This window comes from Stenotrophomonas sp. RG-453 (assembly GCF_033843685.1).
GTDB lineage: Bacteria > Pseudomonadota > Gammaproteobacteria > Xanthomonadales > Xanthomonadaceae > Stenotrophomonas > Stenotrophomonas bentonitica_A.
Genome location: NZ_JAMYED010000004.1, coordinates 430130 through 453152 on the forward strand (window position 1 = coordinate 430130; position 23023 = coordinate 453152).

Annotated in this window: 43 protein-coding genes; 10 read left to right on the top strand and 33 right to left on the bottom strand. The window is 63.9% G+C overall.

The genetic code is table 11. The features are described 5' to 3' along the window. Window position 1: 1 nt before the first annotated feature. From NJD74_RS10240 to NJD74_RS10395, 32 genes are all read right to left on the bottom strand, one after another. The gene (locus NJD74_RS10240; protein ID WP_319624107.1) at window positions 2-238 is read right to left on the bottom strand and encodes a hypothetical protein; all 237 of its coding nucleotides are present in this window, start codon (window positions 236-238) and stop codon (window positions 2-4) included. A gap of 56 nt (window positions 239-294) precedes the next feature. Then, window positions 295-672: a hypothetical protein gene (locus NJD74_RS10245; RefSeq protein WP_319624108.1), complete on the bottom strand. Its 378-nt coding sequence runs from the start codon at window positions 670-672 to the stop codon at window positions 295-297. A gap of 127 nt (window positions 673-799) precedes the next feature. Continuing rightward, window positions 800-1279 carry a phage tail tube protein gene (locus NJD74_RS10250; protein ID WP_319624109.1) on the bottom strand — a complete coding sequence of 160 codons (480 nt, stop codon included), beginning with the start codon at window positions 1277-1279 and terminating at the stop codon, window positions 800-802. Window positions 1280-1357: 78 nt separating this feature from the next. Continuing rightward, complete coding sequence (locus NJD74_RS10255) at window positions 1358-1720, bottom strand: DUF3168 domain-containing protein (protein WP_319624110.1); 363 nt, start codon at window positions 1718-1720, stop codon at window positions 1358-1360. Then, a complete protein-coding gene (locus NJD74_RS10260; RefSeq protein ID WP_319624111.1) occupies window positions 1717-2220 on the bottom strand; it encodes an HK97-gp10 family putative phage morphogenesis protein in 504 nt (167 codons plus the stop codon). Before NJD74_RS10260 ends, NJD74_RS10255 begins: the two co-directional genes overlap by 4 nt. Then, the gene (locus NJD74_RS10265; RefSeq protein ID WP_319624112.1) at window positions 2213-2548 is read right to left on the bottom strand and encodes a phage head closure protein; all 336 of its coding nucleotides are present in this window, start codon (window positions 2546-2548) and stop codon (window positions 2213-2215) included. Before NJD74_RS10265 ends, NJD74_RS10260 begins: the two co-directional genes overlap by 8 nt. Further along, the gene (locus NJD74_RS10270; RefSeq protein ID WP_319624113.1) at window positions 2545-3024 is read right to left on the bottom strand and encodes a head-tail connector protein; all 480 of its coding nucleotides are present in this window, start codon (window positions 3022-3024) and stop codon (window positions 2545-2547) included. Before NJD74_RS10270 ends, NJD74_RS10265 begins: the two co-directional genes overlap by 4 nt. A 1-nt stretch (window position 3025) precedes the next feature. After that, window positions 3026-3508 carry a hypothetical protein gene (locus tag NJD74_RS10275; protein ID WP_319624114.1) on the bottom strand — a complete coding sequence of 161 codons (483 nt, stop codon included), beginning with the start codon at window positions 3506-3508 and terminating at the stop codon, window positions 3026-3028. A gap of 60 nt (window positions 3509-3568) precedes the next feature. Beyond that, on the bottom strand, window positions 3569-4819 hold the full coding sequence (locus tag NJD74_RS10280; protein WP_319624115.1) for a phage major capsid protein: 1251 nt from the start codon (window positions 4817-4819) through the stop codon (window positions 3569-3571). A gap of 11 nt (window positions 4820-4830) precedes the next feature. After that, the gene (locus NJD74_RS10285; RefSeq protein ID WP_319624116.1) at window positions 4831-5673 is read right to left on the bottom strand and encodes a head maturation protease, ClpP-related; all 843 of its coding nucleotides are present in this window, start codon (window positions 5671-5673) and stop codon (window positions 4831-4833) included. Beyond that, entirely contained in the window at window positions 5651-6913 is a 1263-nt protein-coding gene (locus tag NJD74_RS10290) for a phage portal protein (protein WP_319624117.1), read from the bottom strand. Before NJD74_RS10290 ends, NJD74_RS10285 begins: the two co-directional genes overlap by 23 nt. 8 nt (window positions 6914-6921) lie before the next feature. Continuing rightward, complete coding sequence (locus NJD74_RS10295; protein WP_319624118.1) at window positions 6922-8802, bottom strand: terminase TerL endonuclease subunit; 1881 nt, start codon at window positions 8800-8802, stop codon at window positions 6922-6924. After that, on the bottom strand, window positions 8759-9136 hold the full coding sequence (locus tag NJD74_RS10300) for a hypothetical protein (RefSeq protein WP_319624119.1): 378 nt from the start codon (window positions 9134-9136) through the stop codon (window positions 8759-8761). The genes NJD74_RS10295 and NJD74_RS10300 overlap by 44 nt, the downstream gene beginning before the upstream one ends. 185 nt (window positions 9137-9321) lie before the next feature. Next, a complete protein-coding gene (locus NJD74_RS10305; protein WP_319624120.1) occupies window positions 9322-9669 on the bottom strand; it encodes an HNH endonuclease signature motif containing protein in 348 nt (115 codons plus the stop codon). Continuing rightward, window positions 9669-9959: a hypothetical protein gene (locus NJD74_RS10310; RefSeq protein ID WP_319624121.1), complete on the bottom strand. Its 291-nt coding sequence runs from the start codon at window positions 9957-9959 to the stop codon at window positions 9669-9671. Before NJD74_RS10310 ends, NJD74_RS10305 begins: the two co-directional genes overlap by 1 nt. Further along, window positions 9959-10258 (bottom strand): DUF1064 domain-containing protein, encoded by a 300-nt coding sequence (locus tag NJD74_RS10315; RefSeq protein ID WP_319624122.1) that lies wholly within the window; start codon window positions 10256-10258, stop codon window positions 9959-9961. The genes NJD74_RS10310 and NJD74_RS10315 overlap by 1 nt, the downstream gene beginning before the upstream one ends. Window positions 10259-10311: 53 nt before the next feature. Continuing rightward, entirely contained in the window at window positions 10312-10602 is a 291-nt protein-coding gene (locus tag NJD74_RS10320) for a hypothetical protein (RefSeq protein ID WP_319624123.1), read from the bottom strand. A 15-nt stretch (window positions 10603-10617) separates the two neighbouring features. Continuing rightward, the gene (locus tag NJD74_RS10325; RefSeq protein WP_319624124.1) at window positions 10618-11127 is read right to left on the bottom strand and encodes a hypothetical protein; all 510 of its coding nucleotides are present in this window, start codon (window positions 11125-11127) and stop codon (window positions 10618-10620) included. Next, window positions 11124-11627 carry a glycoside hydrolase family protein gene (locus NJD74_RS10330; protein ID WP_319624125.1) on the bottom strand — a complete coding sequence of 168 codons (504 nt, stop codon included), beginning with the start codon at window positions 11625-11627 and terminating at the stop codon, window positions 11124-11126. Before NJD74_RS10330 ends, NJD74_RS10325 begins: the two co-directional genes overlap by 4 nt. A gap of 32 nt (window positions 11628-11659) precedes the next feature. Continuing rightward, entirely contained in the window at window positions 11660-11866 is a 207-nt protein-coding gene (locus NJD74_RS10335) for a hypothetical protein (RefSeq protein WP_319624126.1), read from the bottom strand. A 196-nt stretch (window positions 11867-12062) separates the two neighbouring features. Continuing rightward, a complete protein-coding gene (locus tag NJD74_RS10340; protein ID WP_319624127.1) occupies window positions 12063-12722 on the bottom strand; it encodes a hypothetical protein in 660 nt (219 codons plus the stop codon). A gap of 31 nt (window positions 12723-12753) precedes the next feature. After that, entirely contained in the window at window positions 12754-12957 is a 204-nt protein-coding gene (locus NJD74_RS10345) for a hypothetical protein (protein ID WP_319624128.1), read from the bottom strand. Window positions 12958-13004: 47 nt separating this feature from the next. Then, window positions 13005-13475 (bottom strand): hypothetical protein, encoded by a 471-nt coding sequence (locus NJD74_RS10350; protein ID WP_319624129.1) that lies wholly within the window; start codon window positions 13473-13475, stop codon window positions 13005-13007. Beyond that, on the bottom strand, window positions 13472-13840 hold the full coding sequence (locus NJD74_RS10355) for a Ref family recombination enhancement nuclease (RefSeq protein ID WP_319624130.1): 369 nt from the start codon (window positions 13838-13840) through the stop codon (window positions 13472-13474). Before NJD74_RS10355 ends, NJD74_RS10350 begins: the two co-directional genes overlap by 4 nt. Further along, entirely contained in the window at window positions 13840-14067 is a 228-nt protein-coding gene (locus NJD74_RS10360; RefSeq protein WP_319624131.1) for a hypothetical protein, read from the bottom strand. Before NJD74_RS10360 ends, NJD74_RS10355 begins: the two co-directional genes overlap by 1 nt. Further along, entirely contained in the window at window positions 14067-14996 is a 930-nt protein-coding gene (locus NJD74_RS10365) for a DHHA1 domain-containing protein (protein ID WP_319624132.1), read from the bottom strand. The genes NJD74_RS10360 and NJD74_RS10365 overlap by 1 nt, the downstream gene beginning before the upstream one ends. Then, on the bottom strand, window positions 14993-15241 hold the full coding sequence (locus tag NJD74_RS10370; protein ID WP_319624133.1) for a hypothetical protein: 249 nt from the start codon (window positions 15239-15241) through the stop codon (window positions 14993-14995). The genes NJD74_RS10365 and NJD74_RS10370 overlap by 4 nt, the downstream gene beginning before the upstream one ends. Continuing rightward, window positions 15241-15894 carry a hypothetical protein gene (locus NJD74_RS10375; protein WP_319624134.1) on the bottom strand — a complete coding sequence of 218 codons (654 nt, stop codon included), beginning with the start codon at window positions 15892-15894 and terminating at the stop codon, window positions 15241-15243. Before NJD74_RS10375 ends, NJD74_RS10370 begins: the two co-directional genes overlap by 1 nt. Continuing rightward, window positions 15884-16771, bottom strand: coding sequence for a helix-turn-helix domain-containing protein (locus NJD74_RS10380; protein WP_319624135.1), 888 nt, complete (start codon window positions 16769-16771; stop codon window positions 15884-15886). The genes NJD74_RS10375 and NJD74_RS10380 overlap by 11 nt, the downstream gene beginning before the upstream one ends. 3 nt (window positions 16772-16774) lie before the next feature. Further along, window positions 16775-17086 (bottom strand): winged helix-turn-helix domain-containing protein, encoded by a 312-nt coding sequence (locus tag NJD74_RS10385; RefSeq protein ID WP_319624136.1) that lies wholly within the window; start codon window positions 17084-17086, stop codon window positions 16775-16777. After that, entirely contained in the window at window positions 17083-17613 is a 531-nt protein-coding gene (locus NJD74_RS10390) for a phage regulatory CII family protein (RefSeq protein WP_319624137.1), read from the bottom strand. Before NJD74_RS10390 ends, NJD74_RS10385 begins: the two co-directional genes overlap by 4 nt. A gap of 110 nt (window positions 17614-17723) precedes the next feature. Further along, window positions 17724-18170 carry a helix-turn-helix transcriptional regulator gene (locus NJD74_RS10395; protein ID WP_319624138.1) on the bottom strand — a complete coding sequence of 149 codons (447 nt, stop codon included), beginning with the start codon at window positions 18168-18170 and terminating at the stop codon, window positions 17724-17726. On the opposite strand from NJD74_RS10395, the gene NJD74_RS10400 reads away from it, so the two are divergent. From NJD74_RS10400 to NJD74_RS10430, 7 genes are all read left to right on the top strand, one after another. Next, window positions 18169-18927, top strand: coding sequence for a helix-turn-helix transcriptional regulator (locus NJD74_RS10400; protein WP_319624139.1), 759 nt, complete (start codon window positions 18169-18171; stop codon window positions 18925-18927). The genes NJD74_RS10395 and NJD74_RS10400 overlap by 2 nt on opposite strands. Before the next feature lie 58 nt (window positions 18928-18985). Then, complete coding sequence (locus NJD74_RS10405; protein ID WP_319624140.1) at window positions 18986-19729, top strand: hypothetical protein; 744 nt, start codon at window positions 18986-18988, stop codon at window positions 19727-19729. A 166-nt stretch (window positions 19730-19895) separates the two neighbouring features. Then, a complete protein-coding gene (locus NJD74_RS10410; RefSeq protein WP_319624141.1) occupies window positions 19896-20093 on the top strand; it encodes a hypothetical protein in 198 nt (65 codons plus the stop codon). Continuing rightward, the gene (locus NJD74_RS10415) at window positions 20090-20278 is read left to right on the top strand and encodes a hypothetical protein (protein WP_319624142.1); all 189 of its coding nucleotides are present in this window, start codon (window positions 20090-20092) and stop codon (window positions 20276-20278) included. Before NJD74_RS10410 ends, NJD74_RS10415 begins: the two co-directional genes overlap by 4 nt. Then, window positions 20275-20409 (top strand): hypothetical protein, encoded by a 135-nt coding sequence (locus NJD74_RS10420; protein WP_319624143.1) that lies wholly within the window; start codon window positions 20275-20277, stop codon window positions 20407-20409. Before NJD74_RS10415 ends, NJD74_RS10420 begins: the two co-directional genes overlap by 4 nt. After that, window positions 20397-20579 carry a hypothetical protein gene (locus NJD74_RS10425; RefSeq protein WP_319624144.1) on the top strand — a complete coding sequence of 61 codons (183 nt, stop codon included), beginning with the start codon at window positions 20397-20399 and terminating at the stop codon, window positions 20577-20579. The genes NJD74_RS10420 and NJD74_RS10425 overlap by 13 nt, the downstream gene beginning before the upstream one ends. Next, complete coding sequence (locus tag NJD74_RS10430) at window positions 20572-21111, top strand: hypothetical protein (RefSeq protein WP_319624145.1); 540 nt, start codon at window positions 20572-20574, stop codon at window positions 21109-21111. Before NJD74_RS10425 ends, NJD74_RS10430 begins: the two co-directional genes overlap by 8 nt. Before the next feature lie 83 nt (window positions 21112-21194). On the opposite strand, the gene NJD74_RS10435 is transcribed toward NJD74_RS10430, so the two are convergent. Next, entirely contained in the window at window positions 21195-21794 is a 600-nt protein-coding gene (locus NJD74_RS10435) for a hypothetical protein (RefSeq protein WP_319624146.1), read from the bottom strand. Between the two features lie 167 nt (window positions 21795-21961). Between NJD74_RS10435 and NJD74_RS10440 the strand changes: the two genes are divergently transcribed. The 3 genes from NJD74_RS10440 to NJD74_RS10450 are packed head-to-tail and all read left to right on the top strand — an operon-like array spanning window position 21962 to window position 23018. Beyond that, window positions 21962-22543: a hypothetical protein gene (locus NJD74_RS10440; RefSeq protein WP_319624147.1), complete on the top strand. Its 582-nt coding sequence runs from the start codon at window positions 21962-21964 to the stop codon at window positions 22541-22543. Continuing rightward, on the top strand, window positions 22540-22830 hold the full coding sequence (locus NJD74_RS10445) for a hypothetical protein (RefSeq protein ID WP_319624148.1): 291 nt from the start codon (window positions 22540-22542) through the stop codon (window positions 22828-22830). The genes NJD74_RS10440 and NJD74_RS10445 overlap by 4 nt, the downstream gene beginning before the upstream one ends. Then, complete coding sequence (locus NJD74_RS10450) at window positions 22821-23018, top strand: hypothetical protein (RefSeq protein WP_319624149.1); 198 nt, start codon at window positions 22821-22823, stop codon at window positions 23016-23018. The genes NJD74_RS10445 and NJD74_RS10450 overlap by 10 nt, the downstream gene beginning before the upstream one ends. The last annotated feature ends 5 nt before the right edge of the window (window positions 23019-23023 follow it).

Below are 23023 nucleotides of genomic sequence, written 5' to 3' on the forward strand. Positions count from 1 at the left end.
GTCATCCTAGTGAATCGAACCAGTCCTGCGCCTCGTCGTCGTCCGACCGGGGCAGCAGCACGTCCATGAAGTCCTGCATGCCGCGCTTCGTGCCTGCTTGGCTGTGCGCGGAGAAGGTGAAGGCAGCGAATGCGGCCGGCTTGATGTGCAGCCCCACCGGATCGATGGGGTTTCGCTTGTGGAACTCCCACCACCGCAGGAACTCCTTGCGCGACATGGTCCCGCGCAGCTCGGCCACCGTGCGATGCAGGTGGCCGGCCAGCACATGCCAGAACCAGTCCTCGCCCCGCTGCCTTAGGCGTTTCCCGCCTCGGCCTGGGCGTCAGCGGCCTTGTCGCCGAAGCCCGAGTGCTTCATGGCCACCTGCTGCAGCTCGGCGGCCACCAGCGGCTTCAGCTGTGCCGCCTGGGCGTCCGTCATCACCGGCTTGCCGTCTTCGTCGCAGATGGTGGCGGCGATCAGCTTGGCACGGTCTGCGTCCTGCCAGAGCTTGCGGAATTCGGCGTCAGGCAGTTCGCGGACGTAAAACTGGGCCTTGTCGCCGTTGGGCAGCGTGACCGTATCGGCGTGCACGTCCTTGGACGCGAACATGCCCAGGCTCGTGAACGCCTGCAGCACCGTCTGCGAGGAAGCGACGGCTTCAAGCGGGAGGGTTTCGTTGGTCTTGCTCATTGGCCGTTTCCTTGAATGGCGACAGGGCGCGCGGGCCGCGCACGGCTAACACGCGGAGGATCCGCGCGCCCTGTCAAAGAGATGGCCCGCCGAAGCGGGCCGAGAGTGGTGCAGCCGTTGCCGCCCGTTACGGGCCGCCAGCAGGCCGGTGAGTGGTCACCGCGCCGGAGCCGCGGATGGTGACCGTTGCCTTCCAGACGTCGTTGTCTTGGCTGCTCACCGCGAAGTTCTGCACGAACCCGTCGAACTGCTTGGAAAGCACCGTGGTCGGCGGGGTGATCTTTCCGGCCACGGCGACCGGCTTGGGGACACCGGCCGTTTCGCTCAGCGGGGCGGTCACCAGCCAGTTAACGACGGCGCCCGTCTTGTGCAGGTCTTCCAGCTTCTCGTGGTCGACGCTGTCGTAGATGATTTCGATGCTGGTGCTGCCGGTCTGCTTGCGGCCAGCGACGAACTGATCCCAGTCGTCGTCGTAGTCGGAGATATCGATCTCCGACGCCTGGCCATCGGGGAAACCAACAGAACGCAGGCGGGTCACCTTGATGACTTCGGCCGCGCCGATGGCGACGAACAGCTGCGAGTGCTTCGACTTGATTACCTGTCCCATAGGGATTTCCTTGTGTTGCGCCCGTCGCCGGGCATAAAAAAAGCCCCTTGCGGGGCCGGTGAGTTGCCGTTGTGTGGATCAGCGCAGCTGCAGGAGCCGTGCGTCGAATGAAATTCCCATCGCATCCGCGCCGTCGCTGTCGGGCGTCGGGTTGTACGACTCGATGCTGCCCACGCGCTCGACCACATCACGGATGGCCACCGCGGCGCCATTGGCTTGGGTCAGGCTGTCGCCCCATACGGTCAAGCGAACCCGCCACCCATCTGCAGGCGGTGGCTCGGACAGCATCGCCGTAGGCGATCCGCCGACGACCTCCCACGTCGCGTATGGGAGTGCGGTGTCCTGCGGTGCAGTGCCCGGCCAGACCCTGATGGGGTCGCCCAGCACTTGCCGGACACCCGCGTCGCCCTGCAACAGGGATTGGATCAAGGGGACCATCATCTCCAACCCTCCTTTCTCATCTGACTGTTGAGCGCGCTCCAGGTCTCATCGATGATCACCTGCGCCGCCTCCGGCCCCTTCGCTTCGCCTGCCGGCGTCAGGAACGGGTTGGCCCTCAGCTTCTTGGTGCCGAACTCGAGAAACCGCCAGTAGTAGGCCCAGCCACGATCGACATACGACTTTCCAGCTCGACCACGTCGCTGATTGCGCTTGGTGTTGGCGTACTTCCGACGGCGACCCGATTTGACCCCCACGGTGAAGTACTCGCCGCCTTTCCCGACGCCGGCGCGCGTCCTGTTGCGAGCGTTGGCTCGGCGCGTGACGATTTGGCTTGCCATGAATCCGGATGCCTTCGGCGCCCTACGCCTCGCGTCGTCCCGGATCACATTGCCGCCCTTGCGCATACCGGTCTGGACCGCCCTTCCCTGCACGGCCTTGGGAGCCTCTCGCAGCGAGCGCAGGAGACCGTCAAGACCTTGCATGGATATCTGCTCAGCCATCACTGCGCTCCGAGATAGCGATAATGGCCAACTCACTTCGATCGTTGCTTGGGGCGACGCTCTTGATGTCGAAGTAACGCCCGCGAAAGACGATGCGCCACTGCGGATCAACTTGCCGGGGGCGAATATCGAACCGGACTTGCTCGCGGTAGTGGTCGGCGCCGGCAGCCACGGCTTCGGTAGTGGCGGCAAGGTTGTTGGTGGCCTTGGCCCATACCGACACTACCTCAGCCCACACCGGCTTACCTGGGCCGCCGAGCGGGTCGCGCGTCGTGGTCTCCCGCTCGAAACGGATACGGTGCTGTAGGTCGCCGTCCTGAAGCGTCATGGCATCATCACCCTTCGATATGGACGCAGGAGACTCTTGGCTCCGTTGGGGAGCTCTATCGCCTGGGCCCCCACTACTACGTCGGACCGGTTCGCGTAGAGATGACCGATCGTCAGCAGTACGGCCGTGACGATGCTGGGATTCACGACTACACCGTGAATGCATGCATCCGCCTCGGCCGTGGCCTCGCCGAATGCAACTGCGGCAACACGGATCGCCGCGGTGCGTTCCTCGCGGTCGAGGATGAAAACTGCGTCCGCCAGTGCCTGGTCGCGCGCTATTGCTGCTGCCTTCACCGCCGCCGGGTAGCCGGCCCGCGCTTGGGCCAACTTGGCTGAGTCCTCGTAAACCCTACGATTGAGATACGCCTGCGCTGCGTCCACTGCGCCGGCGATGGCCGGCTGCAGCTGCTCCTCGGGATAGTCAGCCTCGACTCGCACATGCGAGCGGGCCTGTGCGATCGAGACGATGGGCATGTCAGTCCTTCTTCGCTTCAGCCAGCGCTGCGGCCAGTTTTTCAGCACCCCAGCGCTTATCGAACGGGATACCTGCCGCCTCCAGCTGGGCGATCAGGGCCACCTTGTCGCCGGCTACCTGCTGCTTGTCGCCGGTCTCGCCGCTTTCGGCGGTCAGACCCTGCACGATTTCAGCGATCGCGACTTCGCGGGCCTCCTCGCTCAGCTCGTTCCAGGCCTCGACGGACAGACCCGAGGCTGCATGCGCCTTGCTGACCACATCACCGAGAGACAGTTCGCTTCCGTCGGCGAACTCAAACCGCGACGGCTGCAGGTTGGAGCCCAACAGCGTCAGCGGCGCCGGAGCGCCAGCGACCAAGCTCAGTGCGCCTACCGACAGTGCACCGGCCTCCAGTTCGGGCGGACACTCATCGCCGGAAGCGAACTGGATGGGATAGATCTGGCCTTCCGGAACCCCACGGAAGGGCTTGATGAATTTTGCCATTGCGGCTCCTCGAACACAGGATTGAAGCCGGGCGGCGCGAGGCCGCCCGGCAGGTGGTGATCAGGCCGAAGCCGCGATCTTGAGGGCGCGCATCGGCTCGGGGTTGTGTACGCCGCCGCCCACACGCTTGGTGGTGTAGAACATGACGTAAGGCTTGTTGGTGTACGGATCGCGCAGCACGCGCACACCCTTACGGTCGTACACGGTGTAGGTCTGCTTGAAGTCACCGAACAGCGCGGCGATCGCGTTTGCCGCTACGTCCGGCGTCGCTGCCACGTCCTGCACGGCGAAGCCGGCCAGAGTGGAGGGCTGACCGGCCACCAGGGACGGCTGCCACAGGTAGTTGCCCTGCGCGTCCTTCAGCTTGCGGACCACGCCCTGGGTTTTGCGGTTCATGGCGAACTTGGCGCCAGCGGTGAAAGCTGACGGCAGGTCGTAGACAAGGTCCAGGATGCTGTCGCCATTGATGCCGGCTGCAACACCGCTGCTCACTGCCTTGATGGCGCCGAACGGGTGCTTGGCGGCGTTGGCGCCACCTTCCACGTAGGTCAGGATGCCGAACGGCTTGTTGACACCGTTGCCGGAGAAGAACGCATCACCTTCCTGCCTGGCGAATTCCAGCTCGACTTCGCCGGCCAGCCAGGTCTCCAGGTCGATCTCGGCATCGTCCAGCAGCTGCTGGGTGGCGGCCGGATTGGCGTAGATCTCGCCCCAGCCAAAGCTGAGCGGGCGCAACTTCGAGGTCGCGGTCTCCGGGCGGGGGTCTTCTTCTCCCACCCAACCCGAGGACGTGCCGCCGGTGTTGTACAGCTTGGTCAGGCCGGCACCCGAACAGGGCTGCACGTTGGCCAGCTGTCGCATATCCGAGACGATAACCAGACGGTCGGTGATCGAGCGATCCCATTCGACCGGTGCCAGGTAGCCGCCTTCGTCGGCCGCGCCCTTGTTGAGGGCAGCCTGCACTTCACCCTTGCGGAAGTGAGCACGGAACGAATCGGTGTACTCGGCATCGGCCACGTCGCTGGCGGCGCCGCCACCGCCCATCTGGAACGCGGCCATCTGGGTATTGGCCTGGTCGACCGCGGCTTGCAAACGGGTGATGTCGGCGTTGATGTTGTCGACCTTCAGGGCCTGCAATGCATCGGCATTGCCCTTCTTGATCTCGTCCAGCTGCTTGTTGTGCTCGGCCTTGAAGTCGGCGAATGCGTTGTTCAGGCTCTCCACCAGCGCCTTCACCTCGGGCTGGCTACCACCATCGGCGTGCACGGAAACGAGGCCACGCGGAACGCGGCCGTGGGTCATCTTGGTCATTTTTTGGCCTCTTAGGCTTTGATGTTGTCGAGAAGGCCCTGCAACAGGGCCTTGGTTTCCTGTCCGCCAGCGCTCGGCATGGCAGGGTCGGCAGCGCTCGGCTTGCCGTTGAACAGCGATTTGAGGGTGTCGCGTCGCATGGAGCGGGAGTGGCCAGCCTTGGCCATTGCTGCTTCCACTAGGGCTAGCGCCTTGCGGCCGCCCGATGTCTGCTTGGCATCCTTGGTAGCGGCGGCCCCCTCGAGCAGGCCATCGGCAAAGCCATCCTCCGCGGCCTGGGCGGCGCCAATCCACGTCTCCTCGTCCATCATCCGGGCCGCTTCCGCCTCGGTGACACCCGATCGAGCGGCGTAGACCTTCGCCATGGCCGCGTCGAAGGGCTCCAGCAGCTTTGCCGCGTCCGCCATGTCGTGCCGATTGCCGATGGCCACCGCCCACGCGTTGTGGATCATCAGGAATGCCCCGTCTCCCATCAGGATCTCATCCCCGGCCATGGCGATAACCGATGCCGCCGACGCAGCCAGCCCCATCACCTGGACCGTCACGCGGCCTTGGTGCTCGCGCAGCAGGTTGTAGATCGCCACGCCCTCGAAGAAATCACCCCCGGGGGAGTTGATGTTCACCACCACGTCCTTGCTGCCGATCGCACGAAGGGCGGCGCTGATCCGTTTGGCGGTAACGCCGGTGCCCTCCCAGTTCTCGCCGATCGAGTCGTAGATGGAGATGCTGTTCGCGTCGTTGCCGGCAGCGCGGACTTCCGGCTCCCAGCGCTCCAGCGCGTCGGGCCGCATGTCGAACTGGGCAGCGCCGAGCCGTCGCTCGGCGCGAATTTCAGGTAGCTGCCGGAGGCTCATTGCTCTTTCCCTTCTGCGTCATGGGGTTGATCAAGTCGTTGGCGCCTGGCTGGTCCGATTCGGGGTAGTCCAGCAGGTCGCGGATTTCGTTCTGCGTGTGGAACGGCTTTGTGCCACCGGAGCCGAGGGCGGCCTTGAAGAACTCCGCCTGGTCCTTCAGCGTTCCGCGCATCAGCGCCCTCACGTTGAACTTCGGCTGGAATCGCTCCAGGTCGCGCTCTGGAATCAGCGATCGCGCTACCGCCTGCTCCCAGTTGGTGAAATGCTCGAGCATCGTGTATTGCAGGAAGAAGATGCCCAACTGTTCAATGCCGGTGCCCCAGCTGGTGTCGCTCAGGAACAGCAGCGGGCGGGGAACGCCGTAGAGCCTGGCCACCTCTTCCACCTGGGCATTCCGGTTCTCGACGTGCTGCGCTTCCTGCGCCGTGCTGCCGAACTTGTTCGCCTTGGCACCCTCTTCCAGCAGCATCCATTTCTGTGCTGCTGCAGCGCCGGCATACTCGGTGTCCAGCGACCCACGCATGCGGCCGTAGGCGGTATCGCTCAGCGCGTTCGGCACTTCGATAGCGCCACCTGCCATGTTGCCGGTTTCGAAGATGCGGCTGGCGGCCCGCTCCGCATCGAGCGCAAGGCGAATGGCCCGGTCCGCCAGCTTCATTCTCGACAAGCTGGTCACACCATCCACGGAGATATCGCGGATGTGCAGGACCTCTTCCTGCTTGAGCACCACCTCACCACGCTTCTTGCTGTTAAAGCGGTAGAGCATCCGCCAGTCGTCGCCCAGCTCAGGCTTCACAGCCAACGAGTCCAGCGGGATGAGGTTGATGGGCCGGCCTGCTGACCACACGATCCGCGCGTACGCGTCACCGTGGCGCTGCCGCGCAAGCTCCATCTGCCGCTTGAACTCCAACGGCGTTTGCCATGGGTTTGGCTTGACCTTGAGCAGGCGGTGGGCCGGGTGCTCAGTAGCGATCCGCTTCTTGCCGCCTGACTCGATCAGATTCAGCGGCAGCATGCCGATGGTTCCGCAGATCAGGGACAGGCAGCGAAGCACTGCCATGTTGCGCAGCTGGTAGCCACCACCGCCGTGCCCACTCTGCGCCCGGATGAACTCCAGCAGCGCCGGGTCATCCATCCCTGTGAACTGGCCGGCCTCAGCTCGTGCACCCTGTGGCGCAGCCTGCTGCGGATTCCAGATCCGGTCCAGCGACTTGATATCTTCCTCGTTGAACCTGGACATTGCGTTTCCTATAGAAATCGGATGCCTCGCTGCTCATAGACAGAGGCGGGCGCGGCCGATGAATGTGCGGAGCCGAAAGCCATCACGACCGCTACCGCGGCGTCGATCTTGTTGACCGACCGTGCCTTCGACAGCCAACGGTTTTCCCACTTATCGCTTTCGATGACGGCCGACATGATTGCCGAAACCAGCACCGGGTTCCCGAGCAGGCGGACGCGTCCTTGCAATAGGGCTTCTTCGAACAATCGGAGAGATCCGGGCATCCAGAGACCTTCCGGCAGCGGCTTACCTGCGGCGGCGGCGGCTTTTACTGCAGCATCGGTGGGCTTGCCCTTCTTCAGGCCACCCTGCGGATGTTCGACGAACGAAACCGAAAGGCCTAGCTCCTTCACTTCCTCTTCGAACTGGCGAAACGCGTACCGGTCGTAGGCAACCTGGACGATCTCGAAGTCACGGTCGTACTCGGCCACCGTTTGGGCGACGTGCCGGTAGCTGATCGTCTGGCCCTGCGGAGCATGCAGTTGCCCCTTCGCAATCCACGTGCTGTACGGAAGCTTGTCGCGCAGTTCACGTGCCCTGACCGTATCGCCTGGGGTCCATGCCTCTACCCACGCGTCAAACGTTGGCTTTTTGACCAGCGTCTTCTTGCCCTCGACCTCTACCAGAACTTCCTTCGAGCCGGTCTCCACCACCGCGCCCAGCGCCGTAATGTCGCGGTTCTGCGAGAGGTCCAACCCGAGATGGAGGCGCTTGCCTTGGTGCTGCGAGGTATCAAACGACTCCAAGGCCGGCTCGAGCGTGTCGCGGCTGAGCCACGCTTGGTCTGCGTCGGTCCACATGCAGAAGTTGAGCCGCAGAATCTCGTTGAGCTTGCTGGGAATCTGCTTGGCCAGGTCAACGCGGGCCTGCAGGTACTCCTCCGTGATGGTGATCCCCAACATCGGGTTGGCCTTCAACCAGCATCGCGAATCCTCCAGCGGGTCGTCCCCCTCATCGAGGCCGCAAACGAACGAGAACGTACGGTCATCGATGGGTTCGCCGATGAAGGTCGGATCGTTCACGGCCTCGTAATGGCCAGCGGCCACCTTTACCGCATGCTCATGTTCGGCCCATGCAACGCTGTTCCGATCACTGCCCGAGTTGGTGATCATGAAAAGCAAGGGCGAGCGACGGAACTTAAACCCGTTCTCCATCATTTCGATAATCTTGCCGTCCGCCATCTCGTGCACTTCGTCGGCTAGGACAAAGTGCGGGCGGTAGCCTGAACCCGTCTTGCCAACATCGCGGGACGCTGGCCGGAAGTAACTCTGCGACTTGTGGTGGGCGATGTTGTATTCCTTGCCCTCACCGCCTGAGAACTCCAGCCGCTTTTTCAGCGCAGGCGAAGCCTTCACCATCTTGACCGCATCGCGAAACAAGATGCCTGCCTGATCCTTGTGCGAGGCCACCGCGTACACCTGGGCGCCGGCTTCCTGATCGGCGCATAGCCCGATCAGCGCGATGCCACCGGCCATCGGCGACTTGCCGTTGCCCTTGCCTTCCTCGATGTACGCGCGCCGAAAGCGCCTCGTGCCATCGGCCTGTTTCCAGCCGAACAGGCTGCCTATCTTGAAAGCTTGGCTGGGGTGCAACTTGAATGGCTTTCCTTCGAACTGCCCCTCACTGAGCCGCAGCACGTCTTCGAAGAAGGCAATCTTCTTGTCCGCAGCTTCGCGGTCGAAGTACAGGCCTCTCTCGTTGGCGTCTTGAAGGTCTTTCAGGTGGCGACGGCAGGCGTTGCGCACATGGGGGCCCGCAACGGTCCTGCCTGCCACCACCGCCAGCGGATATTCGCTGGTCCGGCAGTCAGAAATGCTTGTCGTCCGGGTCTTCGTCGTCGCCTTGGCCATGATTCACTTTTGTCTCATCCACCGGCGTGGCACCGAGCTTCGACAGGAGCGAGCCCAGAGCCTGCATCGCCGAAACGCCCATCTCCGGGTCAGTCTCCATTCGCGCGGCGAGGATGCACACCTGACGCAGGAGCAGCCGGTGACCGGCGTGCAGCCAGGGCATGTTCTCGACCTGCTCCTTCCAGACGGCGACCTGTTGTTTGGTCATCCCCTTGTAGGGAGCGCCAATTGCTTTTGGGCCCTTCGGCGTCTTTCGCTTGCGATGTCGCTGCGGATTCTTTGCCGCGGCTCCGGACACCGCTGCTTTTGCTGCTGGGGTACGCGGATTTGCCATGTTTCACCGCCTGAATCGCTCACTGAACGACGCGACGTTCGTTAAGAAATGGGGTCGTCTTTCCAACTGTGGATGCGTGCGTTTGGGGGGGCGCACGTATCGCTGGCAAATCGACCCAAACTTTTTCGCCCCCCGTTCAGGTCTCTGTGGATAACCTGTGGACATAATCATTCAGGTTCCATGGGCTACTTCGGCCGCGCGATCCCCTGCCGTGACGCTTGCAAGGGCCATCCATCGGCGTCGCAACCGATCAGGACGCGCTCGGTGTTGCCGAAGCCGCCATCCTCGCGTGCGGTCTTCCTGCTATGGCAGCTGACGCACAGTGTCCGAAGGTTCTCCGGAGCGTTGTTGTTCGGATTGCCATCCACATGATCGACGTGGGCTTTCCCCTTGCCGGCGCACAACACACCACAGCCATGCTCCTGGCACCGGTACAGGTCTCGCAGCAGGATGGTCTCCCGCAGCGCGCGCCACGCACTGCTGTTCGTTGGCAACGCGCGCTTGGCTTGGCGGTTGCCGGCCAGCCCTGCCATCAGTACGGATTCCCGTCCAGATCCACACGCTCGGGCGCGGCGCCTTCTTCCTGCAACGGTGCGCCCGCTTCCTCACCCAGCAGCTGCGCGACGGCCTGCACCAGCAGTCCGACGTGCATACCCAGCTCGGCGATCTGCTTTCCCTGCTGCTCGATGACCCCGACCAGGCGGTCCACGCGCGCATCCGTGCTGGCGTCGATGCGCGCAGCCAAGGCCGCATCTGCTCCAGCTCGCGCGGCCTGCTCAACGCTCAGGGCCTTTGCCAACGCTTCGATCTGTGCAACGTCCATCAGAACTCCTCCACTGCCCAGCCGCCACCATCCCGCTTAGGCTTGACCTTCACCGCGATGAAGCGGAATGCGTACATGGCCGCAGCGATTTTGATCTTGGCGCGCGCGTCGTCCTGCCAGTGGCCCTTGACCTCGTGGCATTCCATGACGCCGTCCGAAGCCATCACGGCGAAGTCCGGCGTGTAGAACGTGTTGTCAGCCAGACGCACCTTCAGCCCCTCGAACCGGTGCCACTGGATCTCGCCGGCGAACTGCATCGCGCGCAACCGTTCCGCATATGCTGATTCGGTCTTGTTCATCTGGCCGACCTTGAGCCGGCCAAGCGCCAACATGGCCTTGCCCTGCCCAGACATCAGCGCGGGCTGCGGCGGCGGACCTGGGCCTTGGCCTTCTTGGTCTTCGGCTGCGGAGCCAAGCGACCCTGCACTTCGATCAGAACCCCGTTGACCGCGGCCAGCTGGCTGCTTAGCGAGGTGATCTGTGAGCCGGCGGCGGAATCCACATTCTCGCTGTGCGCCTTCACCTCGGCCAGCTCGGCGCGCAATGCCTCAGCGTCGACCTCGACGGCACGCAGGCGCTGTGCGAGCCGCTGGGAGGGAGTCGGCCACAGGGTGACACCGAGTACTTTGATGGTTCGGGACATGGTGATCTCCAAGGATCAGGGGCGCTTGGCGCCGTTGATGGCCGCCTCGACGGCCCGGTATCGGTCTACGGTTTCGTCTCGCTCGGACTGGGCGAGCTCGCAGGCTCGTACAATTCCTGCCGCACCGAGCCTGCGTAGTCGGTCTTGTTCTGCAGCCGCTGCGGCAGCGGCGGCACCGTCGGCCAGGCGGCTGGTTTCGCAACTGGCCCAGTGGCCGCGCAGCCGGCCAAGCTCACCATCGCGGCCAGCAACAGCAGCTGCGATGCGCTCTTTATAGTCAGCATTGATCTTTTCCTCTCGCTCGTCGGCGGTATCTCCCGCCTGCTGGACGCCCGCTACCTGCTCGCGATCGACAGAGCGCGCCACCTTCTCTCCAGCCAGGGCCCTCCGTCCGTCGGCCACCTCGGCCGTGGCGGTACTGAGAGCCGCGCGATCCCCGCGGCAAGACCAGCCTGCAGCGAACGACAGCACGCAGCACACGGCCCATGCGATCAGCAGGCCGATGACCAAATAGGCCCGACTCATGGGGCAAGCTCGGCAACGCACTTGGCATGCCGCTCCAGCTGCCGATACCACACGCCCCAGCACACCTTGTTGGGCTTGCCATTGATCAGCGTCGAGCAGTCGTAGCCGCCGGCACGCTTCCACAGCAGAAGGGCATCACAGGCGGCACGGTAGTTGCCCACCAGCAGCTGGCGCCGCATAGACGATGACTGCCAGCTGCCCGTCCCGTACTGGTAAGTGAAGTCCAAATAGAGGTCGTACTCGCCCTGCGTGAGGTAGACGCCAGGGAGGGAGGCGCGGAATCGCTTCTCCTCGCCGGCGATGTGCGCCTGAGCCGTGTGGAGGGCGCGATCCGGGTTGATTCGATCACCGAGCTGCACCGGCGTCCCGTCGGCGTGGAAGGTCGATCCGAAGCCGATCGTGGGGCGGTCGTTCTTGGTGGGGATGACGGCCGTATCGGTATAGCCCTCCTTGGATACGATCGCGACCAATCCGGCAGCGCTCAGGACCAGAAGCGCCACGAGCGACCGACCTGGTGCGCCACCGGGCCGGCTCATGCCTTGGTCGCCTTGGCAGCCTGCCGCCACTCGCGCACCCAGCGCCAAACCAGATAGGTGATCTGGCCGACCAGGTACACGACGGTCAAGATCACGACCAGGCGGTCGAGGTTGACGCCGCCGGCGACGGCCCCGGCCACCGCGACCGGCGGCGTGACCTTTGCCGCAGCGCTCGCCGCGGTGCTGATGATTTCGTCCCGCATGGTTGCCCCGTGGATTGTCCGGTTCGGCATTTCGCCCCTCCCGGTTTGGTCAATAGGTGCCCGCCCCGCTGCCGGCTTGGCGCGAGGGTTAATCCGGTCTGGGAAGCGGGCAAAGAAAAAGCCCCGGCTGTGGCCGGGGCTTGCGTCTGGATAGTGGCAAGAATGCCCCTGTTTCCGATGACCCTTCAAGTCATCGCTATGCAGCGCGCGAAAGCGCCTGCCTGAACTGGCGCGCAGCTTCGTTCTCTGCGGCTCGCATCTGGATGAGCATCCACTCGTAGACTGGCTGCCAGAACCTGCTGTATGCCGAGCAGTCGGCCCCGATGGCTGTTGCGCGCTTCCGGCCGCTCAGTTGCTCCAGGCCACTGCCGTCGCATGCTTCGCACTCCACGACGCCGGTGCCCTCCGGTGCAGCCTGTGTGCGCAATCCCTCGCATCGCTTGCAGCAGCCGGCAGCCGCCATTTCGCCGATCACCGCCACCGCCAGTCCGCCTAGCTGCTCCATGGTGCTGATGGGCCAACACAGCGCGCGCGTGCCCTCCAGCTTTGCCTCAGCGCGCGCAAACTCCCGTCGCTGCATGTCCGTCACCGCGTTTCCCGCCCAGCCCATGCAGGTTTTGGCGATGCCGTATTCCGTCCGCGCCAGGCTCAGCACCTGCTGGTGCCGGTTGTATTCCGGAGCAACCAGCGCGATGACAGCCTTCCGCAGATGGTCGATGCGCCGCGCCGCACTCTCTGGCCACCACAGGGCCTCCAGCAGCTCACGACCGAGGCCGGCGGGCACCATTCCCAGCGCCGCGGCAATATCCTGGGTGGTCAGGTCCGGCGTGCCGCCACGGCCGGTGTCAAATTTCACGGTTGTTGGCCCCATCCGGCTGGACAGCAGCTCACGTACATTCCCCATGGCCTTTCCCCTTGTGCTCTCGTCGATTGATTTCACGGCGCAGCGCGCGTGCCCGGCGCAGTGCCTGCTCTGCCTCGCGGCGTACGGCTGGGGCGGTCCACGCCTTCGTCCATCGCATCGCGGCTATGTCTTGCTGGATGCTGCTCAGCAGCGCCAGCGCCTTGTCGTCGTAGCGGGTCAGGTCCATCCGTCCAGCTTCTTCCCAGTGCGTCGCACTGATCGCGACGCGCCTACCTATTGCCCCCTATTCCAGGAAGCAGGCAGGTACTCAACCCGTCCGCCCCGCTTCCGATATTCCTCATATGTCTCGAAGACCGGCTTGGCCGTTGGAGCCGCCCGGACGGGCTTGGGGATCATTGCGGCGCGCAGCCCAACCGTCGCGCCGCGCGCAGCCCTTGCCCTCTCCACGCGACGCCGGTTCTTTGCCTTGGTGCGCTCTGCCCTCTGCGATTCGGTCAGCCGGGGCCGAGCCATCGCCGCGCCACTTCTGCGGAACCTCGCGTCTTCACGCTCGCCAGTCCTAAGCAGGTAGCCCCGCGCGACCAGGTAGCGCAGCGTGCTGTTGATCCCGTCCTTCGCTTTGTCCGTGTCCATGCCATCAGCTGCCAACTTCTCGTACAGCCCCGCATAGCTCAGCCCTTCTGTCAGGGCCTGCTCGAACGCCGCGCGAACGCGATCGGCGCATGTTTTCTTGCTCTCACTCACGCAGCTGCCCTCAGCTCGATGATGTAGGTCTGTTGTTCAATCAGTTCGTCGTCGCTGCCATACGTCTCGTGGAAGGTGCGCGAGCCGTCCATCAGGCTCGGGCCCCACGTCTCCCGCATCTCGGCGAAGGTCTTGCCCTGCATCGGATGGCGGCGGTGGTGCCACACGCACAGGGCGTACCCGAAGGCGTGCCCGCGGCGCTTGTTCCCGCTCTTGGCGTGGTTGTAGTCGCAGCCGTAGACCGCCTGGTGGGGCGCGAGCAGGCCTTGGGCGGCCAGCGAGAGGCACGCCATGCAAGGGCCGACCTTGGACGCCTCGATCCGGGCGCCCTCTGCTTTCGTCGGTGGCGGGGCGCTGGACCGCATCAGCGCACGCCTCCCTTCTGGTCCTTGTCCGCCAGCCGCCAGCCGTGCTGCCAGGCCAGCGCCTTGTCGTCCAGCGGCTGCACCTTGCGCGGCTCCAGCTCGTCCTGGGTGTCCACCCACACCATGTGCGGGTTGGTGCTCAGCCCTTCACCGTTCAATCGGGCCGAGTACCCGGCGTTGATCTGGGAGGCGTACTTGCTGCGGGTGCTGAAGGCGGTGAAGTCCATCACGCCCTCGCCAGTTCGTGGTCGCGCGGGACCGTGAACCCTGCAGCGCGCGCATGCCCGCCACCGCCGTACAGCTTGGCAACCTCGCTCACGTCCACGCCCTGATCCGTCGAGCGCAGGCTGAAGACCCGGCCGCCGTCCTTGTCGTAGTAGCAGGCCGCGAACGGCTTGCCCTTCGCCATCAGGTGACCGGCATCGCTCGCCAGGGTGTACGGAAGGCTCGCCGCCGGCACCTCGTAGTGGCCGATCACCATCTGGCGCTTCGCCACCTTCACCAGCTCGGCCACGTCCTTGTGGTGTTTGCGCTCGATCGCCACGCCCTGGGCGCGGAGGGTCTCCATCGGCGTTTCCATCAGCAGGTCCCACACATCGAACTCGTAGGGGTAGCTAAAGACCGCCGCCTGGATCTCGCGCGTGCCCGGCAGCGCGAAGCGCCACAGGTCCCGGTCTTCCACATGGTCGATCAGCTCAGGACGCGGCGAGCCCGGGTGGAAGAAGTCCCACGCGATGCCCGCGCCGCTACGGTCCATATCGAAGAACGCGCACACGATTCCGTCGTGAACCGTGGCCGTGTCTTCATAGTGCAACCAGGCCTCGCGCGCGTCCGGCAGATTGTCGAGTCGGACAATCCTCACAGCTTTCAATCCAACCTGCCCGATGGTGCCGATGTTGATTGCACCGGACCGCAGATCGGCCTCCGCGCTTTTGTGGTGGTCGAGCACGAGGATCGATCGCGCGACCTGAGCCATACCGACGAGCTGCGCGCGCGGGTAGCTGAAGTCGACCAGGATCACATCGCGGCCGGCCACCTCCGGCGGCGCCTCGCCGTGCACACCCGGGTAGAACTCGGCGTCCAGCGCCTGGCGCACGGCCCATGCCGCGGTGAAACCGTCGGCGCAGTTGGCGTGGTAGATGACCAGTGGTTTCATCGGGCTGTTGCTCCTGTCTGTGCGGTGTTGCGGCGGCGGGCCGCGCGTTGGGCGTTGCGGGCAATGGCTTCAAGCCGTTCCGCCTCCGCGATGTAGTGGTCGTGCCGGTCCTGCCTCACTGAGGCGCTGAACTGGTATTGCTTCAGTGCTTCGTCCGCAGACTCGCGGTAGAGCCTTGCCAGCTTCTTCCCGGCCAGGCGAGGGTCGTGATCGAAGATGTCGAGCTGGTTGTTGTCCGAGCGCATCAGGCGGCCAGCTCCCGTGCCAGTTCCTCCAGGCGCGCCAGGATCTTCGCGTTGGCGCCCGGCGAGGCCTCGACCTTCCCAGCCAACAGGGCCACCGGGTTGAACGCCGGCGTCGCCGCGGTCAGCTGCAGGTGGTCGCTCACCTGGTCGTGCGTCAGCAGCCCCTTACTCACCGCATCCGTGAGTGCCGCGTTGCGGCTGGTGAGGTCGAAGCCCAGCGACGGGGTGTAGCTGGCCGGCAGGCGTGCAGCGCGCGCATCCTTCACCAGCCGGGTGTACGTCTCCAAGAAGGCCTGGCGCGCGGCGATCTTGTCGCCCGCCTGGACCAACGGCAGCGCGGTGTTCCATGCCTGTTGGGCGAGCGTGGTCCAGACCACGGTGTTGCGCTCGTCCGCTGCCTGGATGGCCACCGCCCACGCTTCGTTCGGTGCCGGGTGGCCGTCGTCGATGCGCTCCAACACTGCGGCGAGGGACAGGCGACCCTTCAGCTCCCGGCGGCAACCTTCCAGCGCGCGCTCCAGCTGCGCCAGCGGATAGCAGGACAAGTCCCGAACCATGTACGCAGCGGTGGAGGGACGCAGCTGGTCGCCAATTACCTCAGCCGTGACCACCAGCAGCTCGACGAGCCGGTCCTGTTCGTGATCAGCCAGCATTTGTCGCCCTCCCCTTGCGCAACAGCGCCTTGGCTTCGTCAGCGGTGCTCAGATTCGATTGGGTCTGGTCCGTGTGCTGGGCGCTGGTCGTCGTGACCTGCCGGCCAGTGGCCCACTGCGTCCGGTATGCCTCGGCCCCGGCCAGCAGCACGCCCAGGTCGTGCATGCGCTTAACGGCGTACTGCTCGTTGACGCCCAGGAACCAGCCGGCCACCTTCGGCGCTTCCTCCCTGCCCAGCCGCTTCACCAAGTCCCGCACGTTGGTGTTTACCTTGGCGTTGCGCACCGGGTCCACGCCGTGCCGCAGGCGGTAGGCCGTGCGGTAGGCAGCCCACGTCTGCTTGCAGGCTTCCTGCATCTGCGCTTCGAGGGCCGCCTTCGACATCGGCGCAGCCAGCGCCGGAACTTGCGGTTCTTCTGACGGTTCAATGAGGGTTATATGACGGTTAGGCGGCACGGGGCGCACCTCCAGACCTGCGCCCCCTGCCTCACCCCCTGCACCGGGCGCATCCCCTCCTGCAGCGGGCGCACCCCCTGCATGGGGCGCAGCACCTGCGCCCGGTGCATCCCCCGCTTTTCCGGCCTTTCGCTTGCTCTTCGACGGGGCAGCGGAGGCATCGAACTTCGCCGGAGTGACCGCATAGACGCTGCTGCTGTTGAAGCGGCGCTCGCGCGACAGCAGCCCCACCAGCTCAAGGTGATCCATTGCATCGCGTACAGCGCGGGCCGACATGCAGCAGCGCTTGGCGATGGTGCCGATAGCCGGCCAGCACACGCCATCGTCGTTGGCCTGATCGGCCAGGGAGATGAGTACAGCCTTCTGCGTAACGCTCAGGCTCTGCAGCGGCCAACACTGGCTCATGATGATCGTGGACATCGTTCAGACCGCCAGGGTGAAATTGTCGCCCTGGGCCACTGGCCACCAGGTGCAGACGGTGATGTTGCTGATAGGGCAAAGCGCCTTGGCGCCGCGGTGGGCGCGGCCTTCTTTCGCCAAGTCGGGAAGGCGGCGGGCGACCATGTATCGATCCATGCCGGTGGCGTGGGCCAGCTGCATGCTGGTCATGCCCGGATAGCGCTTCACTGCAGCCTCGGTGCGATCTTTCTGCGCGGCGTGGCGCCCGCTCCGGACAAGAAGAGCAACGGCTTCATGGCTACCGGTGATATCGGTTGAACGGGTCAGATGGCTCATCGGGCTGCCCTCCCCTTTGCGGCAGCACGGGCGATGTTGCGAATCAGGCGGTACGCCATCGTAATAATCGATCGCGCCTCACGGATCATGAGTTGCGCTTCATCGCTATCAATGCGGCGGTCGGCCATGGCCTTCACAGCGGTGCCAGCAAGACGACCCATGAAGCTGTTGATCTCAAGCAGCTTGGTCTGGATTGCCCCGACCTCATCAGCCCAGCCACCTTCCGGAGCCGGCGGCACTACCTCGATCGCCAGATCAAAGCGGCCAGCAAATGCCTGCAGCCAGTCCAGCGCGCGCTCCTTACTCGCGGTCTGTTCCTGCATCCACTCCGTCAGCAGCTCGGCAATCTCGATGGTGACCGATTCGCCCTCAAGGCCGCGCAACTTCGCTCGGAGCGTCTCTGGGTGCATCGATTTGCCGCGTCGCTGCGCCAGATACGCGGCAGCCGCCTGTACGCCGCCGGGCGTTTCGCGCACGGAGTTGTAAAGGACGTCGATCCAGTTGAGTGCGGAGGTGCGGCAGGTCATGGGTTCACCTTGGGAAGACGTGTGTTTCAAGGTTTCGGGCTGGCCCGTCATGGCGCACGATCGGCGTCATGGACGAATTCAATTCAGGGACGATGGCCAGGGACGGCCAGTCAGGCGGCGTGGACGCCGAGGTCGATACGGTCGGCGTCCGGATCGTCCGGCGCCGAGGCGGCCGACGACGGCTGCTCCTGCACGCCGAGCAGCTGCAGCACCTGCGGCAAGGCCGGGACGCTCAGCTCTTCCGGCCAGGCCTCGACCTGCTCCACCGGGAGCTGCAGCACCTTCGCCAAGTGCGCATCGGTCTTGAAACCGAACTTCGCCCGCAGCGCGCGCTTGCTCATTCTGGTGTTGACCCCTGCGCTGATCTGGCGGCAGTTGCTCCCGTAGTGCTCCGGCTTCATAGCCGCCAGCTTGAAAGCAGCTTCAGCGCGCGGTGACTTGGTACGTCCGGCCAATATCTCGCGGACAGCATTGGGCGTTACGCCCATCCCGACAGCCAACTGATCAACAGTGGCCCCGGCGCTCAACAACCTTTCGATGTGGGATTTCCAGTCCATGGATGCGCAAGCTACAGAATCCTGTAATTACAGTCAACAGCATTCTGTTACAGAGTTCTGTGACCATTGCCGGATGGAAACCATCGGCACCAGACTCAGAAAGGAAAGGTCCCAGCAGAACATCAGCCGAACTTCATTGGCGCAGATGACGGGGGTCGGTTACAGCACCTTGGCAGAGCTGGAACGCGGAGGCATGCAGACGAGCACGAAGCTACGCGTGATCGCGGATGCATTAGGTGTTTCGCTGCGCTGGCTAGAAACCGGCAAAGGCCCCAAGGAAGAGAAGGGCACCAGCTCGCCTGCGACCAAGGTCGCGGCCGCTGAGACCAGCCAGGGCTATGTTCACGTCCAGCAACTGGATGGAGAAGCAGGCATGGGGGAAGGACGAGTCAACGAGGACTATCCAGAGGTGGTGCGCGCCATGGATTTCGAGCCTGGATACATCCGGTCAGTCGTCGGTTTTGTGCCACCGCCAGGGCGTCTAGTGCTGGTAACGGGGCGCGGCGATTCGATGATCCCCGTGATTCAGCCTGGCGAGGCACTGATTGTAGACACCGGCGTAACCACCTTCGACGGCGACGGCATCTACCTGATTAATACCGGAAACGGCCAACAGATAAAGGCGCTGCAGGATCGGGGAGATGCGATCTACGTCGTTAGCGCTAACGCAGGCCTGTACCCGGCATTCGCATTGCCACCACACGCAGTGGTTGGTGGAAAGGTCTACCTTCGCAACCGAATTGATCGCTTGAACTGAGCCCCAAATCGCGCTGTCTCATCCGCCTATCAGGACCACCATCCAAAAGGAATTGCCCGTGAGAAAATTGCTGCTTGCAACATGTTTTTGCTTAGCCCTGTCAGGCTGCGCCAATCCAAAGAACACTGAACTCCCGACGAAGCTGAGTGAGATGGAGAGCATCAAACCAGAGGTAGAGAAGCTAGAGGACGGCGATAAGGACCTTCTTCAGTCTTATCTCGTGCGGCATGCTCTGGTGGCGCAGTTCTCTGGAAGCGAAAAAGACAGCATAGGCATCCCGGAGGGAGTGACGATTGGAAAGGCGATCGAGGAACAGCGCAAGTTTATCGAAGACCAGAACGCAGAAGCCGCTAAGCAAGCTGCACTGAAGGTTGAGCTTGAGGCAAAGCGGGAAGCCGCCATTAAGCCGATGCGCGAGGCAGTTACCGTTACGCTTGTCTCCAAGGCTATTCAAGAGGAACGAGGCATGAGTGGGCTTCTAATGGACGAACACCTCTCCATAGTGTTTGGCTATAGAAACAACACAGAAAAAGACATCGCCGGAGTGAAGGGCTACGTGTCCGTTCAAGACCTCTTTGGCGATGAGATCTCAGGCTTCGCAATCTCAAACGACGACACCATCCCTGCCGGTCAGAGTGTTACTTGGACTGGAAGCAGATCTGTCCGCTATTCCACTGGTGATAACAAGGACCGCAAGCTCGCAGACCTTGATGAGAGCAAGTACAAAATGCTGTGGACCCCGAAGGTGATCGTGTTCGCCGACGGCAGCAAGCTCGAGGTGCCTGACGGCGGCAGTCAGTGATCACAATTCCGCTATGAAGTTGCAACGGCCCCGCATGAGCGGGGCTTTTGCTTTCTGGCCGTGAGTAATCGAATTACAGAATTCTGTTGACACAGGCCTACAGTATTCTGTAATTTGTTTCGGTCGCCCCAGTAACAGCCCATCCGGGCCGGGGCACGGAGACTTCATGGCCACCCTCACCCTCAGCAGCTCGACCGGGCCTGTCCGGTTCGAAGCGCAGCCCATCTCCAACAAAGTCGCGATGCACGTCGGTGCCGCCGGCCGCGTCTACTTCACCGCCGATGAAGCCGACGCCGTTGCCGTCGACCTGCAGCGCGCGGCTGCCCAGCTTCGCGAGGCCGTCAGCAGCGAGGCCGCCGCATGAGCGTCACGACGGCCGAGCAGTTCTACCGCGCCCAGTCCGTCCGCCGGCAGGCCATTGCATGCGGCTGGGATTCCCGCGCCGCTGTCGGCCAGCTGGTCCGCGCCGGGTATTCGAAGGAAGTCCAGAACCGCATGGCAGCGCGCGCCCTCGCCGCCCATCCAGCGCCGGGAGGCGATGCAGCATGAGCGGGATCGACTTCGCCTTCGGCCTGATCATCGGCTTTGCCGCCGGCGCGCTCGTGGCCACCGTCTGGCTGCAGCGCCGCCAGGAAGAGCACTTCGCCGCCCTGATGGAGCAGATCCGATGCGCAGGCTGATCCGCCACTGGCGCGCCGGCGGGCTGGTGCTGCTGGGCGCCCTGCTCGCGGACGTCGCCTTCGCAATGGCCTGGGCCGGGATTGAAGACACCGGCGTCTACCTGCTCATGGGCGCCCTGCTCTGCGCCACCCAGGTGCCCGACGCGTGGAGGCGCGGCCGCGATGGCTGATCCGACCGTGGCCTCCACCGTGCGCGCCATGCGCCGCGCTGGCGCCGCCGGCGAGCCCGTGCCCGCCGAGGTTGCCGCTGCCTGGGCAAAGGTCTTCATGGAGCAGCTGTATGGCTCGCAGAAGCCGGTCCGGTACGAGTGCCGGCGCCGCGGCAGCAAAGAGCCCTGGGAAGAGGCCGAGCCCGAGGACGTGATCAACCCGCGGCGCCGGAATCTGATCATCCGCGCGCTCTACCTGCACCCGCCGGTCGGAAGGCAGGAGCACCGATGGCCGCCCGGAAGCAACGGTGACGGCCGATGCCTGGACTGCGACGAAGCCGAATGGCTCGCAGGACCGGACTGCCGGCCGCATGCCCCGCTCCGCGACCACCGCTCATCTATGCCCTTCCGCATCACCTGGCTGATCCAGCCGCTCGAACAGCTCCACTACCTCGCCAAGAACCTCAACCCTTTCGACCGCGACAAATGGCGAAAGGAAGCCACCTACCTCATCGACCGCATCAGAGACCACGAGAAGGGCAGCCATCCATGACACACGTCAAGCCAGATCAGATATGCAAAGGGCGGTCACTTGTGGAGTTTCACTTTTACCGTGCGCTTAGCTACCTCGTGGCGTCAGCTGTAAACACCGAATCCAAGGTGCCCGCGGATTGCTCGAATCTCAGGTTCAACACTCGGTGCTGCAGTGGAAATAGCGTCGAGCAAGAATCTGAGGTGACCACTAATGTTCAAAGAGAATTCGTTGAGCATCGCGACTCCCAGCCTCGTCGACTGCGTCGCGCCATCCACCTCCCACGGCTCGTCGAAATTAACGAAGCTCAATCGATTGCGGAATTCCTCAACCGTGCGATTCCAAGCCGCCAAATCTCGACTTACGGTCCTGAAGCCGATGAGCACGCGACGCATTCTGAAAGCAGGCTCAAGGGAAGGGAACGACAGGGCAAGTCGGAGGGCGTCCAACTGTTCCACATGATTCTCACTTGGTTCCTCGGACATCTGCTCCAGGATGGCAAGCGACCTTCTCCACTGGGCAATGAAAGGGGGCAACGAGTACACGAAGTCCGACAACTCCAACTCATTGCGCAGCCGCTCTTTCCGACTCGAAAGAAACACCGGAACAATTACCGCAAAGAACGTGGCTATTGCGGCCGCCCACGCTCCAACTGCCGCCCAAGCGTCCCACCACACAACGCAATTCTTGATCCCCGGCTCCATGCAGGGGCTCATCCCGTTCCACAAATCATTCAACCGCGTCATTCCTTGATCCCCCTGTGCAGTGGGCCGCATTCTGCCACGAGGCGAACCATCGAGGCGGTGCCTGCTAGCCTGGCCACCATCAAGCCACCACGCAATCTGCGCACCAAGCTGCGGGAGGACCGGTGATGCGGGTACTGATTGCTTGCGAGTACAGCGGGGCAGTCCGTGACCGGTTCATCGCAGGCGGGCACGAGGCGATGAGCTGCGACCTGTTACCGACAGACACCCCAGGTCCGCACTACGAGGGCGACGTGCGGGATGTCTTGGACTACCCGTGGGACCTGATAATCGCTCACCCACCGTGCACGCATCTGTCCGTGAGCGGCGCTCGGCACTTTGAGGCCAAGCGCATGGACGGTCGGCAGCAGTCTGCAGTGTCGTTCTTCATGATGCTGGCCAAGGCCGATATCCCGATGATCGCCATCGAGAACCCGGTCTGCATCATGTCGTCTCTGTGGCGGCGACCGGATCAGACCATCCAACCTTGGCAGTTCGGACACGGCGAAACGAAGGCGACCTGCCTGTGGCTGAAGGGGCTTCCGCTGCTCCGCCCCACGAACATTGTTGACGGCCGCGAGCATCGCATCCACCGCATGCCGCCCGGGCCTCACCGCTGGAAAGAACGAAGCAAGACCTTCCCTGGCATCGCCGCAGCAATGGCCGAACAGTGGGGCCAGATTCTCAACCTCCGCAGGAGCGCAGCATGACCCAGCGACACATCAGCCACCCTGAGGGGCTGCCGCCCTGCGCCGCTGGTCACACCGCGCGCCACATCCATGACCTGCGCGGCATCGCCGCAGGTGGTGGGCACTTCGTGGAGTGCCGATGCAAGGCCACTCCGCGCCACGCGGACGCAGAGGCCGCTCTCGACGAGTGGGACCGCATAAATAAGCGCCGTCGCCGGCGGTCGCCTACGGCACCGACGAACGTCGTGCAGCTTCCCCTTCAACTGGCTGCGGCGAACGCCGCGAGCAGGAGGCAAAAATGCGCCTGATCACCGCACAGATCTGGCTGGAGAGGTACTTCGAAGAGGGTAGCCGCCCGGCGGATCTAACCCTGCAGCGCTGGCTGCGCTCCGGCAAGATCCCCGGCAAGAAGGTCGGGGGCTCTTGGTACGTTGACGAACATGCGTGGCTGGCCGAGGGCGATGACCTGGTCGAGCGCGTGCTGAAGGCAGGTTGATACGA

Bases quoted from the DNA above. Each gene is read 5' to 3' on its own strand.
- NJD74_RS10245 (WP_319624108.1), bottom strand. From the start codon at position 672: ATGAGCAAGACCAACGAAACCCTCCCGCTTGAAGCCGTCGCTTCCTCG.
- NJD74_RS10250 (WP_319624109.1), bottom strand. From the start codon at position 1,279: ATGGGACAGGTAATCAAGTCGAAGCACTCGCAGCTGTTCGTCGCCATC.
- NJD74_RS10255 (WP_319624110.1), bottom strand. From the start codon at position 1,720: ATGATGGTCCCCTTGATCCAATCCCTGTTGCAGGGCGACGCGGGTGTC.
- NJD74_RS10260 (WP_319624111.1), bottom strand. From the start codon at position 2,220: ATGGCTGAGCAGATATCCATGCAAGGTCTTGACGGTCTCCTGCGCTCG.
- NJD74_RS10265 (WP_319624112.1), bottom strand. From the start codon at position 2,548: ATGACGCTTCAGGACGGCGACCTACAGCACCGTATCCGTTTCGAGCGG.
- NJD74_RS10270 (WP_319624113.1), bottom strand. From the start codon at position 3,024: ATGCCCATCGTCTCGATCGCACAGGCCCGCTCGCATGTGCGAGTCGAG.
- NJD74_RS10275 (WP_319624114.1), bottom strand. From the start codon at position 3,508: ATGGCAAAATTCATCAAGCCCTTCCGTGGGGTTCCGGAAGGCCAGATC.
- NJD74_RS10280 (WP_319624115.1), bottom strand. From the start codon at position 4,819: ATGACCAAGATGACCCACGGCCGCGTTCCGCGTGGCCTCGTTTCCGTG.
- NJD74_RS10285 (WP_319624116.1), bottom strand. From the start codon at position 5,673: ATGAGCCTCCGGCAGCTACCTGAAATTCGCGCCGAGCGACGGCTCGGC.
- NJD74_RS10290 (WP_319624117.1), bottom strand. From the start codon at position 6,913: ATGTCCAGGTTCAACGAGGAAGATATCAAGTCGCTGGACCGGATCTGG.
- NJD74_RS10295 (WP_319624118.1), bottom strand. From the start codon at position 8,802: ATGGCCAAGGCGACGACGAAGACCCGGACGACAAGCATTTCTGACTGC.
- NJD74_RS10300 (WP_319624119.1), bottom strand. From the start codon at position 9,136: ATGGCAAATCCGCGTACCCCAGCAGCAAAAGCAGCGGTGTCCGGAGCC.
- NJD74_RS10305 (WP_319624120.1), bottom strand. From the start codon at position 9,669: ATGGCAGGGCTGGCCGGCAACCGCCAAGCCAAGCGCGCGTTGCCAACG.
- NJD74_RS10310 (WP_319624121.1), bottom strand. From the start codon at position 9,959: ATGGACGTTGCACAGATCGAAGCGTTGGCAAAGGCCCTGAGCGTTGAG.
- NJD74_RS10315 (WP_319624122.1), bottom strand. From the start codon at position 10,258: ATGAACAAGACCGAATCAGCATATGCGGAACGGTTGCGCGCGATGCAG.
- NJD74_RS10320 (WP_319624123.1), bottom strand. From the start codon at position 10,602: ATGTCCCGAACCATCAAAGTACTCGGTGTCACCCTGTGGCCGACTCCC.
- NJD74_RS10325 (WP_319624124.1), bottom strand. From the start codon at position 11,127: ATGAGTCGGGCCTATTTGGTCATCGGCCTGCTGATCGCATGGGCCGTG.
- NJD74_RS10335 (WP_319624126.1), bottom strand. From the start codon at position 11,866: ATGCGGGACGAAATCATCAGCACCGCGGCGAGCGCTGCGGCAAAGGTC.
- NJD74_RS10345 (WP_319624128.1), bottom strand. From the start codon at position 12,957: ATGGACCTGACCCGCTACGACGACAAGGCGCTGGCGCTGCTGAGCAGC.
- NJD74_RS10355 (WP_319624130.1), bottom strand. From the start codon at position 13,840: ATGCGGTCCAGCGCCCCGCCACCGACGAAAGCAGAGGGCGCCCGGATC.
- NJD74_RS10360 (WP_319624131.1), bottom strand. From the start codon at position 14,067: ATGGACTTCACCGCCTTCAGCACCCGCAGCAAGTACGCCTCCCAGATC.
- NJD74_RS10365 (WP_319624132.1), bottom strand. From the start codon at position 14,996: ATGAAACCACTGGTCATCTACCACGCCAACTGCGCCGACGGTTTCACC.
- NJD74_RS10370 (WP_319624133.1), bottom strand. From the start codon at position 15,241: ATGCGCTCGGACAACAACCAGCTCGACATCTTCGATCACGACCCTCGC.
- NJD74_RS10375 (WP_319624134.1), bottom strand. From the start codon at position 15,894: ATGCTGGCTGATCACGAACAGGACCGGCTCGTCGAGCTGCTGGTGGTC.
- NJD74_RS10380 (WP_319624135.1), bottom strand. From the start codon at position 16,771: ATGTCCACGATCATCATGAGCCAGTGTTGGCCGCTGCAGAGCCTGAGC.
- NJD74_RS10385 (WP_319624136.1), bottom strand. From the start codon at position 17,086: ATGAGCCATCTGACCCGTTCAACCGATATCACCGGTAGCCATGAAGCC.
- NJD74_RS10390 (WP_319624137.1), bottom strand. From the start codon at position 17,613: ATGACCTGCCGCACCTCCGCACTCAACTGGATCGACGTCCTTTACAAC.
- NJD74_RS10400 (WP_319624139.1), top strand. From the start codon at position 18,169: ATGGATGCGCAAGCTACAGAATCCTGTAATTACAGTCAACAGCATTCT.
- NJD74_RS10395 (WP_319624138.1), bottom strand. From the start codon at position 18,170: ATGGACTGGAAATCCCACATCGAAAGGTTGTTGAGCGCCGGGGCCACT.
- NJD74_RS10410 (WP_319624141.1), top strand. From the start codon at position 19,896: ATGGCCACCCTCACCCTCAGCAGCTCGACCGGGCCTGTCCGGTTCGAA.
- NJD74_RS10415 (WP_319624142.1), top strand. From the start codon at position 20,090: ATGAGCGTCACGACGGCCGAGCAGTTCTACCGCGCCCAGTCCGTCCGC.
- NJD74_RS10420 (WP_319624143.1), top strand. From the start codon at position 20,275: ATGAGCGGGATCGACTTCGCCTTCGGCCTGATCATCGGCTTTGCCGCC.
- NJD74_RS10425 (WP_319624144.1), top strand. From the start codon at position 20,397: ATGCGCAGGCTGATCCGCCACTGGCGCGCCGGCGGGCTGGTGCTGCTG.
- NJD74_RS10430 (WP_319624145.1), top strand. From the start codon at position 20,572: ATGGCTGATCCGACCGTGGCCTCCACCGTGCGCGCCATGCGCCGCGCT.
- NJD74_RS10435 (WP_319624146.1), bottom strand. From the start codon at position 21,794: ATGGAGCCGGGGATCAAGAATTGCGTTGTGTGGTGGGACGCTTGGGCG.
- NJD74_RS10440 (WP_319624147.1), top strand. From the start codon at position 21,962: ATGCGGGTACTGATTGCTTGCGAGTACAGCGGGGCAGTCCGTGACCGG.
- NJD74_RS10445 (WP_319624148.1), top strand. From the start codon at position 22,540: ATGACCCAGCGACACATCAGCCACCCTGAGGGGCTGCCGCCCTGCGCC.
- NJD74_RS10450 (WP_319624149.1), top strand. From the start codon at position 22,821: ATGCGCCTGATCACCGCACAGATCTGGCTGGAGAGGTACTTCGAAGAG.